The sequence below is a fragment of the Cronobacter malonaticus LMG 23826 genome, from assembly GCF_001277215.2.
GTDB classification, from domain to species: domain Bacteria; phylum Pseudomonadota; class Gammaproteobacteria; order Enterobacterales; family Enterobacteriaceae; genus Cronobacter; species Cronobacter malonaticus.
In genome coordinates this window covers 3546432-3558779 of sequence record NZ_CP013940.1, presented here as the reverse complement: position 1 = coordinate 3558779, position 12348 = coordinate 3546432, and the positions used below count along the sequence as shown (strand labels likewise).

The following is a 12348-nucleotide window of genomic DNA, read 5'->3' as shown; positions in this document are numbered from 1 at the left end:
ATGTCTATTAACACACTGGCGCGGGTCTTTACCCCGCACGGCAACATCGTCTATACGGCGAATGACTTCCGCCAGACGCTGCGCATCATGGTGGCGGGCGTCATCGCGCTCAGCATTTCGAGTTTCTACAACACCAGTTATGGCGTCTTTTTTGTTATCTACCCGATCATGCTGCTGTCACTGGTGCCGGTTTTTAACCGCCACGTCGCGAAGCAGTTTATCTTCAGCGCCGCGCTGAACTGTGTCGAAATGGTGATTATTGTCGGTTATCTGTGGCAATGGCCGGTGATCATGACGGGCGTGGTGTTTGCGCTCTACGTGATGCGTTTTCGCTTTATGAGCAAAGGCCCGCTGTTTCTCTTCGGCTCAATGGGCGTCGTCTGCCAGAGCGTGATGCTCAACTTTATGAGCTACCCGACCAGCGACTGGCACACGCTGCTCTTTTCCAATATGGAAGCGAGCGTGATGGCCGTAGGCCTAAGCGCGCTGATGCACTATCTGCTACCGGATGTCGAACCGCGCAAGCCGCCGCCGCTGATTGAAAAAGACGCCGCGCGGGTGCGCCATGAATATTTGCTTTCCGGCACGGTGGCGACGCTCAATTTCGTGGTGTTTCAGATGGCGGATTTAAGCGATTCGCTCTCGGCGCTGATGGCGGGCATCCTGATCCTCTTTCCCATGCATTATCGCGGCGCGGTGTTAAGCTCGCTGTGGCGCGTGGTGGGCGTGGTGATTGGCTGTCTCTATGTGCTGCTGGTGCAGCTGGTGCTCTACGATCACAGCAGCCACATGGTGCTGATGATGCCGCTTATCGCGCTCGGCTTTGCCTTCAGCGCCCGCCTGCACGTGATGGAAAAGGTCGGCGCGGGTGTCGGGTTCGCCAGTATCACCACGCTCGGCATCATGTTCGGGCAGAACCTTCACCCTGATACCGATCTCGTTTTCAGCGATCTCTACCGCATCAGCTCCGTCACCGTGTCGCTGCTTATCACGCTGACGATGGTGTTTTTAGTGCACCTGATTTTGAACCGCTTCCCCGCCACCCGTTACGTGGTGAAAAGCGAGCCGTAGGGTGTCTTGTGCGAATCTGAAAACGGTCATTTTTCGGCGCGTCGACAGGCGCGCCCGCAAGCAACGCGATACTCTCGCACACCTGGAAATGTGAAGGGAAAGGGAAGATGAAACGCCTGCTTGTCGTGATGCTAACCGGTTTACTGACGGTGTGTCCGTCTGGTGCGGACAGGATATCTCTTGAAGAGCCAGCCACGGTAATGGCGCGCGGCGATACGGTCTGTTTGCTGGTGGCGAATAAACCTGATGAGGTCATTCGCTCGGTTGAAATATACAGCGAGAGGGGAGAGTCCTTAATGGAATCGCAGTTGCCCGAGGCGAAACGCCACGTGGCGCGCGGGCAGTGTTTACCCGATTTGGGTTTCAGTTACCGCCCCGGCAACCGCTATTCTGCGTACTACTATTTCCAGAGCCTGAAAGGCGGTCCGCTCCGTTTATTCGCCGCGCATTTCGCGACGGCGCAGACTTTCCCGTTAAAAATCAGCGCCACTTACGATCGGGCGCAGTAAGGCCCATTCCCCACCGAATCGCGCAGGATAAACTCTGAAACGAACAGGTTATCGCGCGAGAGATAGCCGCCGTCGAGCATCGCTATCAGGCGGTTTATCGTTTCATGCACCATATCCGTGACGGGGTCTTTCACGCTGGCGAGCGCCGGGCTTAAAAAGGGCGCGGTGGGGCTGTTATCAAAGCCTATCAGCGACACCTGCTGCGGCACCGGAATGCCCGCGTCCGTCAGCGCTTTCAGCGCGCCGACCGCCATATCGTCGTTGCTGGCGATAAGCCCGCTAAATGACGTGCCGCTTTCCAGCAGCGTCTTTACCGCCTGCGCGCCGCTCGCGGGCGTCCATTTGCCTTCCACAATCAGCGACGTTGCAGGCGTAATGCCGTGCTGGCGTAGCGCCTCTTTGTAGCCCGCCAGACGCTCCAGCGCGGTAGGGGAATCAGGCGATCCGGTGATAAATGCGATCTCGCGATGCCCGCGCTCCAGCAGCGCGCGGGTGGCGTTAAAGCTCGCGTTTTTATGGTCGCAGCAGACGCAGTGGCTCTGGTGTTTCCGCAGCTTACGGTTCACCACCATCACCGGCTGGCGGGTCTGGCTGATGATCTCGTCAATCTCGTCAACACCGAGAAAGCGCGGATAGAGGATGATGGCGTCGCAGCGTAAATCGAGCAGAAACTCAATCGCCTCGCGCTCTTCGCGGGCGCTGTGTTTACCGTCCACCAGAATCAACTGGCGGCCATTTTCTTCCAGCTTTTTCGCTGCGCGCGAGAGGATCTCGCTGAAGTAGCTGCCGCTGTAGAGCGTGTTGGTGACCACCATCCCTATGCACTGGGAGGTATTGGTCGCGAGATTGCGCGCCAGCAGATTGGGCCGGTAGCCGGTGGCGTCGATGGCCTCGAACACCTGTTTGCGCGTCTCTTCGCTGACATACCCTTTGCCGGAGAGCACGCGAGACACGGTGGCCTTAGAGACGCCCGCTTTTTTGGCCACTTCCTGCATTGTCGACATGTAATCCCTCCGGCTCGGCTGATGTGCCGCACATTCTACACATTTCCCGGTAAAGCGGCAGGCATGTCGCGCACGCTGACGACCGCCTGATGGCGATCCGCATCACAGATTTTAAAGCCCGATTAAATTTCAGTTGATCTGTTTTATGACCACAACCACTCTAATGTGGAACCGGTTACCTATTACATCATCCTGTCAGCGCGATGCGGCGTTTAGCGCCGTAAATCCTGACAAGTACCTGAATTTAAAATAATAAACGCGCAGGGGCGGCTCTGGTGCCACGGCGTGTGATAACGAGAGAGTTCACCATCATGTCAAAGAATTACGTAGCGCTGGCGGGCGCGGTCGTCGAGGCGATTGGCGGTGGCGGTAACGTGGCGGCCGTCACGCACTGCATGACGCGCCTGCGCTTTGTGCTGAACGACGACAGCGCCGTGGACGCGGCGCGCCTTAAGGCCATTCCCGGCGTGCTCGGCGTGGTACGCAATGAGAACCAGTGCCAGGTCATCATCGGCAACACGGTGTCGCAGGCGTATGCCGAAGTCCTGAAACTGCTGCCGGAAGGCGCGCGGGTCGAGCGCGCGCTGCCGCGTAACGACAAAATCACCCTGCGGCGCATCGGCGCGGGCATTCTCGACGCGCTAATTGGCACCATGTCGCCGCTGATCCCGGCGATTATCGGCGGTTCGATGGTCAAACTGCTGGCGATGGTGCTGGAGATGTCGGGCGTTTATGAGAAAGGCGCGCCGACGCTCACCATTCTCAACGTGATTGGCGACGGCGCGTTTTTCTTCCTGCCGATCATGGTGGCCGCCTCGGCCGCATTGAAATTCAAAACCAATATGTCGCTGGCGATAGCCATTGCGGGCGTGCTGGTGCACCCAAACTTCGTTGACCTGATGGCCAAAGCCGCGCAGGGGCAACCGGTGGATTTCATTGGTATTCCGGTCACGGCGGTAAAATATACCTATACCGTGATCCCGGCGCTCTGCATGACCTGGATACTCTCCTATATTGAACGTTGGGTGGACAAAATCACGCCAGCGGTGACCAAAAACTTCCTGAAACCGATGCTGATTGTGCTGATCGCCGCGCCCATCGCCATCATGCTGATTGGCCCGATTGGTATCTGGATTGGCAGCGGCATTTCGTCGGTGGTATACACCATCCACAGCTATCTGGGCTGGCTGTCGGTAGCGATTATGGGCGCGCTCTGGCCGCTGTTAGTCATTACCGGAATGCACCGCGTGTTTACGCCGACCATCATCCAGACCATCGCCGAAACCGGCAAAGAGGGCATGGTGATGCCGTCGGAGATCGGGGCCAACCTGTCGCTCGGTGGGTCGTCGCTCGCGGTCGCGTGGCGCACCCGCAACCCGGAACTGCGCCAGACGGCGCTGGCCGCGGCGGCATCCGCCATTGTGGCGGGCATTTCAGAGCCTGCGCTGTACGGCGTGGCGGTGCGGCTGAAACGTCCGCTGGTGGCGAGCCTGATTAGCGGCTTCGTCTGCGGCGCGGTGGCGGGGCTTGCCGGGCTTGCGAGCCACTCGATGGCCGCGCCGGGGCTGTTTACCAGCGTGCAGTTTTTCGATCCGGCCAACCCGATGACGATCGTCTGGGTCTTTGGGGTGATGGCGCTGGCGGTGGTGCTGTCGTTTATCCTGACGCTGGTGCTGGGCTTTGAGGATATTCCCGTCGAAGCACCCGAACCCGCCCGCGATAACCCGCAGCCTGCGGCTTTCACCGCGCAGGCGCCCGCAGTAAAACCGAATTAATCAGAGGACACGTATGGATAACAACACTTTTCCAGAAGGATTTTTATGGGGCGGCGCGATTGCGGCAAACCAGGCGGAAGGCGCGTGGCGCGAGGGCGGCAAAGGGCCAGCCACGGTTGATATGCTGCCGCACGGCCCGAATCGTCTGGCGGTAAAGCTTGGGCTCGATAAGCGCACCGGCTGGCGTGACGATGAATTTTATCCGAGCCACGAGGCGATCGATTTTTATCACCGCTATAAAGAAGATATCGCGCTGATGGCCGAGATGGGGTTTACGGTGTTTCGCACGTCCATCGCCTGGAGCCGTCTCTACCCGAACGGCGATGAACAGACACCGAACGAAGAGGGCATCGCGTTTTACCGCGCGCTGTTCAGCGAGTGCAAAAAATACAACATCGAGCCGCTGGTGACGCTGTGCCACTTCGACGTGCCGATGCATCTGGTGAACGAATATGGCTCCTGGCGCAGCCGTAAAATGGTGGAGTTTTTCACCCGCTACGCGCGCACCTGTTTTGAAGCGTTCGACGGACTTGTGAAATACTGGCTCACGTTCAACGAGATCAACATCCTGCTGCACAGCCCGTTCTCCGGCGCGGGCCTGGCGTTTGAGCCGGGCGAAAACCATGAACAGGTGAAATACCAGGCCGCTCATCATGAGCTTATCGCCAGCGCTATCGCCACCCGTATCGCGCATGAAGTGAACCCGCAAAACCAGGTGGGCTGTATGCTGGCGGGCGGTAACTTCTACCCTTACTCCTGCAAGCCGGAAGATGTCTGGGCAGCGCTGGAGAAAGACCGCGAAAACCTGTTTTTCATCGACGTGCAGGCGCGCGGGGCGTACCCGGCCTACACGCAGCGCCTGTTCCGTGAAAAAGGCATCGTGATTGAAAAAGCGCCGGAAGATGATGAAATCCTTAAAGATACCGTCGATTTCGTCTCTTTCAGCTACTACGCCTCGCGCTGCGCCTCGGCAGATATGAACAGCCAGGTAACGAATGCGGCAAACATCGTGAAATCGCTGAAAAACCCGTATATCGAGGCGAGCGAATGGGGCTGGGGAATCGATCCTCTGGGGCTGCGCATCACCATGAACATGATGTATGACCGCTACCAGAAACCGCTGTTCCTGGTGGAAAACGGCCTCGGCGCGAAAGACGCCTTTAATGAAAAGGGCGAAATCGAAGATGACTACCGCATCAGTTATCTGCGCGAGCATATCCGCGCGATGCGCGAAGCCATTGAAGACGGCATTCCGGTGATGGGCTACACCACCTGGGGCTGCATCGATCTGGTGTCGGCCTCCACCGGCGAGATGAGCAAACGCTACGGTTTTGTCTGGGTGGATCGCGACGACCAGGGCTGCGGCACGCTGGAGCGCAAGCGTAAGAAATCGTTCTGGTGGTATAAAAAAGTGATCGCCAGCAACGGTGTCGATCTCGACTGATCCCGCCATCCGCTATAACGCGCGTCGCCGCTCAGAGCGGCGCGCGTCTCCCGACGACAGTGCAAACCGCGCCGCGTTGCACAATCGCAGGGCGTGGTTTCTCTGCTGATGCCGGATATATCCGTCATTTCGCCCGCCGATTCCTGGCACATAACTTGCTGAATCTCTGTCCACACGCGTTTTATCTTCGCAGAGGAGCCGTTATGTCAGCCAACACCGAATTCCCGTTAAGCGAGGCACCCGCCGCCGGGCGCAAGGGCCTGCTCTCCATTTCTATGGTGCTGTTCAGCTTTACCTTTTTCACCGGCACGATGTTCGCAGGCGGCAAGCTCGGCGTCGCGTTTCCGATTGTCGAGATGCTCTGGATAGCCACGATTGGCAACCTGCTGCTGGCGCTGTATGCGGCGGCGCTTGCCTGGATAGCTGCCCGCAGCGGGCTGAATACTGTGCTGATGGGGCGCTTCTGTTTTGGCGAGAAGGGCAGCAAGCTCTCCGATTTCCTGCTCGGCTTCGCGGAGCTGGGCTGGTACGCGTGGGGCACCGCCACGGTCGCCATCACGCTCGTGAAACTGCTGGCGTTGCCGGAATGGCTCACCACGCCGCTGATGGTGTTCTTCGGCCTCGCGTTTTGCGTGACGGCGCTGGTGGGCTATCGCGGGCTGGATCTGCTCTCGCGCGTTTCGGTGCCGCTGATGTTTATTTTGCTGGTCGCCTCGATGTGGATTGCGACCCGCCACGCGGGCGGCTGGCAGGCGATGCAGCGCATTGAACCCACCGAAACCCTGGGCTGGTCGGCGGCCATCACGATGGTGTTTGGTACGTTTGCGAGCGGCGCGACTCAGGCCACCAACTGGACGCGCATGGCGCGCAGCAGTGGCACCGCCATTACCGGCAGCCTGATTAGCTTTCTCATTGGCAACGGGCTGATGGTGGTCGCAGGCGCATGGTGCGCGGTGGTCTATCAGCAGGCCGATATCGTGGCGGTCATGACGTTGCAGGGGTTGTCGGTGGCGGCGGTCATCATGCTGTGTCTGAATCTGTGGACCATTCAGGGGCCGACGATTTATAACGTTTCTGCCGCCGCCTGCCATTTACTGCGCAGCGAGCGCCGCCGCACGCTCACCGTCGCGAGCGCGGGCATCGGCATTTTGCTGGCTATCGGCGGGATGTATGAGCTGCTGATCCCGTTTCTGGTGCTGCTCGGCAGCATTATTCCGCCGGTCGGCGGGGTGATCATCGCCGACTATGTGTTTCACCGCCGCGGGCGTTATCCGGCGCTGAGCGAGGCTCGCCTGCCGCGTTTTAACTATGCGGGGCTTGCCGCTTATTCGCTTGGCGCGCTGACCGCCTATTTTTCACCGTGGGTGGCCCCGCTGGTGGGCATCGCGGTGTCGGCGGCGAGCTATCTTCTGTTTGTGCGCCTGGCGCGCGTGCGGGAACAGCGTCGCGCGCTGGCACAGCCGCAGCCGTGAGCCACACTCACCGTCTTACTCAAAGGAGCCGTTATGAATATCGTTAATGCCCGTTTACGCCGCCGCGAAGGCTGGTTCACGCTCGTGCTGGATGACGGGATCATTAAAGCCATTACGCCGCAGACGGCGATGCAGGCCCCCAACGAAGGCGATCTGGATGCGCAGGGCGGGCTGGTTATCCCGCCGCTGGTGGAGCCGCATATTCATCTGGACGCCACCCTGACGGCGGGCGAGCCTGAGTGGAACATGAGCGGCACGCTGTTTGAAGGCATTGAGCGCTGGGGCCAGCGCAAAGCGACCATCACCCATGAGGACACCAAACGCCGCGCGCACGCGACCATCGGCATGCTGCGCGACCACGGCATTCAGCACGTGCGCACCCATGTGGATGTGACCGACCCGACGCTCGCCGCGCTGAAAGCGATGCTGGAAGTGAAAGAAGAGGCGCGCCATCTTATCGATCTGCAAATCGTCGCGTTCCCGCAGGAGGGCATTGAGTCCTTCCCGCAGGGGCGGGCGCTGATGGAGCAGGCCGTGGAGATGGGCGCGGATGTGGTTGGCGGCATTCCGCATTTTGAGAACACCCGCGAGCAGGGCGTCAGCTCGGTGAAATTCCTGATGGATCTGGCCGAGCGCACCGGCTGCCTGGTAGATGTGCACTGCGATGAAACCGACGACGCGCAGTCGCGCTTTCTGGAGGTGCTGGCGGAAGAGACGCGCGTGCGCGGCATGGGCGCGCGGGTAACGGCAAGCCACACGGTGGCGATGGGCTCTTACGATAACGCCTATTGCTCAAAGCTGTTCCGCCTGCTCAAACGCGCTGGCTTAAGCTTCGTCTCCTGCCCGACGGAGAGCATTCATCTGCAGGGGCGTTTCGACACCTGGCCGAAGCGGCGCGGCGTGACGCGCGTGGCGGAGCTGGATCGCGCTGGCCTGAACGTCTGCTTCGGGCAGGATTCGATTAAAGATCCGTGGTATCCGCTCGGCAACGGCAACATTCTGCGCGTGCTCGACGCCGGGCTGCATATCTGTCAAATGATGGGCTATGAGGATCTCAAGCGCAGCCTGGATTTCGTGACCGACAACAGCGCGCGGGCGATGAACCTCGGCGATAACTACGGCCTCTGTGAAGGGCGTCCGGCAAATCTGGTGGTGCTCGACGCGCCGGATGATTACGAAGTGGTGCGCCGCCAGGCGAAGGCGCGTTATTCGGTGCGCCACGGCAAGGTGATCCTGCGCCGGGAGCCGGAAACGCTGCATTATGCGTAAAAGAATGTCTGCCCGGCAGTGCCGGTAAAGATCCCTCCATTTCATCAGCGCCTGCGGGCGCTTTTTTTACCTCATACCTGCGGTATTTCTCTGAATAAGCACAAGGTGGTTATTTTTCACTCGCTTTTAAGAAACATCTTAAAAGCCTGAAAATGCGCCATAGGCTTTTTTGATTTTTATTTATGCATAATTAAGAAATGCGTCGTAAATATTATGTCTGGTCGTTTTCTTTATTTATATTTTCAGTGAAATACTATTTATATGCTTATAGTTCATTGTAGGTAATCGGTTAATTTTACATGGTTTTCTGCCAGGCGCTAAAATAAGCGAAGCGGCAAAAAGAGGTCATGCTACATGAAAACGTTTTATGCCACGCTTTTTTAACCCTCTGAAACGTTATAAAAGATAGAAAAATAATATGACGTAGCTCACCTTTTTAATTTTACCCCCTCTTTATCGGTACTGGCGCAAATAAATAAATTCTGCTTAACATTGATATTCGCAGCGGCCGCCGTGGCCGCGCGCAATACCTATGACAATAAGGGCCGGCGCGTCTGGCCCCTTGCAAACTCACAATCAATGGACGGTCTCTGGGATGATCAACAGAAGCAGAGCAGCAGAACCTGTTCAGGCGGGATATTCGCCTGTGCGGGGCGGGCGTCGTATTCGCATGAGCGCGGTGGCGATAGCATTAGGTCTGGCCGGTATCGGGCAGGCGGGGGCGAGTAATTATATTGAGCAGGGCAAAGCGGGCGATGCCGCCAGCTGGCGCAGCAGCGAATTTAATGCGGAGTGGGGCCTTGGCGCTATTCACGCCGATGAAGCCTACGCGGCGGGATATACCGGTAAAGGCATTAAGCTGGGTATTTTCGATCAGCCAGTTTATGCAAAGCACCCGGAATTCTCCGGCACCGATAAAGTCATTAACCTCGTCACCGAAGGGATCCGCGAATATACCGATCCGTATATTCCGGTGAAAAAAGGCGACCCTTTCCGCTATGACGGTACGCCGTCTGTGGATTCCGATGGCGAGCTGGGCGCGCATGGCACCCACGTTGGCGGTATTGCGGCAGGCAGCCGCGACGGCGGGCCGATGCACGGCGTTGCATTTAACGCCCAAATTATCAGTGCTGAAAACGGCGACCCCGGCCCGGAAGACGGGATTATTCTCGGCAACGACGGCGCGGTGTATGAGGCGGGCTGGCATGCGCTGATGGACAGCGGCGCACGCATTATTAACAACAGCTGGGGCATCGGCATCACCGAGAAATTCGATCAGGGCGGAAAAGATCCGGCCTATCCGCACTTCACCGTGTCCGACGCCCAGGCGCAGTTCGATCAGATCAAACAGATCCTCGGCACCAAGCCGGGCGGCGCGTATCAGGGCGCTATCGACGCGGCCCGCAGCGGCATCGTCACCATTTTCGCCGCCGGTAACGACTACAACCTCAACAACCCGGACGCGATGGCGGGCCTCGCTTACTTTGTGCCGGATATCGCGCCGAACTGGCTTTCTGTCGCGAGCGTGATGAAAGATCCGGCCTCTGCCAACAGCGTGCCGTACACCATCAGTACGTTCTCCTCCCGCTGCGGCTACACCGCGAGCTTCTGCGTCTCGGCGCCAGGCAGCCGGATTTACAGCTCGGTGATTGAAGGCACCAGCCTGGAGACGCTGACCACCGGTTACGCCAACTACAGCGGCACCTCGATGGCCGCCCCGCACGTGGCGGGCAGCGTGGCGGTGCTGATGGAGCGCTTCCCGTACATGACCGGCGAGCAGATAGCCCAGGTGCTGAAAACCACCACCGTGGATATGGGCGATCCGGGCATCGACGCGCTTTACGGCTGGGGGATGATCGATCTCAGCAAGGCGATCCACGGGCCAGGCATGTTCTACACCGTGGAAGATATTCCTGAAGAATTCCGCGTACCGGATCCGGACGGCGTGGCTTACGGCTCGTCACAGTTTATCGCTGATATTCCGGGCATTGGCGAAGAAGTGGAAGCGGGTACCAAACTGGCGCGCACCTGTAGTGATATTCAGTGCGCGATGGATGTCTGGTCGAACGATATCTCCGGCCACGGCGGCCTGACCAAACAGGGCGCGGGCGCGCTGTGGCTCACCGGTACCAGCACCTACTCCGGCCCGACGCTGGTCAACGACGGCCTGCTGGTGGTTAACGGCTCCGTCACTTCCGACGTTACCGTGCAGCAGCAGGGCGTGCTGGCGGGTAACGGTACGGTCGGCTCGCTGACGGCGGCGCGCGGCGGTACGGTCGCGCCGGGTAACTCTATCGGCACGCTGAATGTGAATGGCGACGTGACGTTCCAGCCTGGCTCGCGCTACGCGGTGGAAGTGTCGCCGGACGGGCGCAGCGACGTGATTAACGCTACGGGCGCTATCGCGCTGAACGGCGGCGAAGTCGCGGTGTCGCTTGAGAACAGCAGCAATCTGCTGAGCCAGGCGGAAGTGCGCAGCCTGCTCGGCCAGCAGTACAACATTCTGTCGGCGGCGGACGGCATTACCGGCCAGTTTGACAGCGTGGCGCCGGATTATCTGTTCCTCGGCACTTCGCTCGGCTATACGGGTGGGCAGGTGACGCTGGATGTGGCGCGTAACGACACCACGTTCGCGAGCATCGCGGATACCGCCAATGGCCGTGCGGTTGCTGGCGCGCTGGAAACGCTCGGCGCGGGCAACCCGCTGTATGAGAGCCTGCTTTCGACCGGTTCGGTAGCGCAGGCGCGTCAGGCGTTCCGCCAACTGGGCGGCCAGATCCACGCGGATATCGCCTCGGCGCAGATTAACGACAGCCGCTACCTGCGCGATACGCTGAACGAGCGTCTGCGTCAGGCGGAAGGGCTGACCAGCGTTTCGCCAGTGGCGGCCGATGACGGCGGCGCGTGGGCGAAGCTGTTAGGCGCGTGGGATCACGCCTCCGGCGATGAAAATGCCACGGGTTATCAGGCATCGACCTATGGCGTGCTGCTGGGGCTCGATTCCGCTTACGCCGACGACTGGCGCATGGGCGTGGCGACCGGCTACACCCGCACGTCGCTTGACGGCGGTTATGGCTCCAATGCGGACAGCGACAACTACCATCTGGCGGTCTACGGCGGTAAACAGCTTGGCGAGCTGGCGCTGCGTGCGGGCGCGGGCTACACCTGGCACCGTTTTGACACCAGCCGTTCCGTAAGCTTTGGTTCGCAGTCTGACCGTGCTGACGCGAAATATAACGCCCGTACCGAGCAGTTCTTCGCCGAGGCGGGTTATCAACTGGCGGCGGGGATGGTAAACGTCGAGCCGTTTGCGAATATCTCTTACGTGAACTTTGAGAACAACCGCATCAACGAGCAGGGCGGGGCCACGGCGCTGCATGGCGACAAACAGCACACCGACGCCACGTTCTCCACGCTGGGCCTGCGTTCAGGGCTGGAGTGGGACGCCACCGCAGAAACGACCGTGGCGCTGCGCGGCGAAGTGGGCTGGCAGCATCAGTATGGCGAGCTTGATCGCGCCACCGGCCTTAAATTCCGGGGCAGCAGCACGCCGTTTGTGACCAACAGCGTGTCGGCCTCGCGCGATGGCACGGTGCTGAAAGCGAGCGCGGAAGTCGCGGTAAACCGCAACGCGCATCTGTCTCTCGGCTACAGCGGGCTGATTTCCGAGAACTATCAGGACAACAGCGTCAACGCGGGCTTTAGCTGGGACTTCTGATAACCCGGCATCGCTTGCGGTAATCAATAAAGGCGCCTGCAAGGGCGCCTTTATTGTTAACGGGGCGGGATTAAAATGCACAGAAA

Annotated in this window: 8 protein-coding genes; 7 read left to right on the top strand and 1 reads right to left on the bottom strand. The window is 59.4% G+C overall.

What is annotated here, in order from left to right:
• Both AFK66_RS16655 and AFK66_RS16650 read left to right on the top strand, forming a co-directional pair.
• Entirely contained in the window at window positions 1–1071 is a 1071-nt protein-coding gene (locus AFK66_RS16655) for a DUF2955 domain-containing protein (protein WP_023899494.1), read from the top strand.
• Between the two features lie 107 nt (window positions 1072–1178).
• Entirely contained in the window at window positions 1179–1580 is a 402-nt protein-coding gene (locus AFK66_RS16650) for a putative T6SS immunity periplasmic lipoprotein (RefSeq protein WP_032983017.1), read from the top strand.
• Here the strand turns inward: AFK66_RS16650 and AFK66_RS16645 are convergent.
• Complete coding sequence (locus AFK66_RS16645) at window positions 1562–2584, bottom strand: LacI family DNA-binding transcriptional regulator (protein ID WP_032983019.1); 1023 nt, start codon at window positions 2582–2584, stop codon at window positions 1562–1564. The two genes, AFK66_RS16650 and AFK66_RS16645, sit on opposite strands and share 19 nt — an antisense overlap.
• A gap of 311 nt (window positions 2585–2895) precedes the next feature.
• Between AFK66_RS16645 and ascF the strand changes: the two genes are divergently transcribed.
• The 5 genes from ascF to AFK66_RS16620 all read left to right on the top strand — a co-directional run bounded on the left by ascF (window position 2896) and on the right by AFK66_RS16620 (window position 12262).
• A complete protein-coding gene (gene ascF, locus AFK66_RS16640; protein WP_007780964.1) occupies window positions 2896–4359 on the top strand; it encodes a PTS cellobiose/arbutin/salicin transporter subunit IIBC in 1464 nt (487 codons plus the stop codon).
• Between the two features lie 13 nt (window positions 4360–4372).
• Window positions 4373–5803 (top strand): 6-phospho-beta-glucosidase, encoded by a 1431-nt coding sequence (locus AFK66_RS16635; RefSeq protein WP_007780965.1) that lies wholly within the window; start codon window positions 4373–4375, stop codon window positions 5801–5803.
• A 203-nt stretch (window positions 5804–6006) separates the two neighbouring features.
• Window positions 6007–7275 (top strand): cytosine permease, encoded by a 1269-nt coding sequence (codB, locus tag AFK66_RS16630; protein WP_023899491.1) that lies wholly within the window; start codon window positions 6007–6009, stop codon window positions 7273–7275.
• Between the two features lie 33 nt (window positions 7276–7308).
• Window positions 7309–8544, top strand: coding sequence for a cytosine deaminase (gene codA / locus AFK66_RS16625; protein ID WP_023899490.1), 1236 nt, complete (start codon window positions 7309–7311; stop codon window positions 8542–8544).
• A 670-nt stretch (window positions 8545–9214) separates the two neighbouring features.
• Complete coding sequence (locus AFK66_RS16620) at window positions 9215–12262, top strand: autotransporter serine protease (protein ID WP_032968605.1); 3048 nt, start codon at window positions 9215–9217, stop codon at window positions 12260–12262.
• Window positions 12263–12348: the final 86 nt, after the last annotated feature.

What these genes read in the sequence shown, in the direction of transcription:
- AFK66_RS16645 (WP_032983019.1), bottom strand. Translation starts at nt 2,584, where the DNA reads ATGTCGACAATGCAGGAAGTGGCCAAAAAAGCGGGCGTCTCTAAGGCC.
- AFK66_RS16655 (WP_023899494.1), top strand. Translation starts at nt 1, where the DNA reads ATGTCTATTAACACACTGGCGCGGGTCTTTACCCCGCACGGCAACATC.
- codA (WP_023899490.1), top strand. Translation starts at nt 7,309, where the DNA reads ATGAATATCGTTAATGCCCGTTTACGCCGCCGCGAAGGCTGGTTCACG.
- AFK66_RS16635 (WP_007780965.1), top strand. Translation starts at nt 4,373, where the DNA reads ATGGATAACAACACTTTTCCAGAAGGATTTTTATGGGGCGGCGCGATT.
- AFK66_RS16650 (WP_032983017.1), top strand. Translation starts at nt 1,179, where the DNA reads ATGAAACGCCTGCTTGTCGTGATGCTAACCGGTTTACTGACGGTGTGT.
- ascF (WP_007780964.1), top strand. Translation starts at nt 2,896, where the DNA reads ATGTCAAAGAATTACGTAGCGCTGGCGGGCGCGGTCGTCGAGGCGATT.
- codB (WP_023899491.1), top strand. Translation starts at nt 6,007, where the DNA reads ATGTCAGCCAACACCGAATTCCCGTTAAGCGAGGCACCCGCCGCCGGG.
- AFK66_RS16620 (WP_032968605.1), top strand. Translation starts at nt 9,215, where the DNA reads ATGAGCGCGGTGGCGATAGCATTAGGTCTGGCCGGTATCGGGCAGGCG.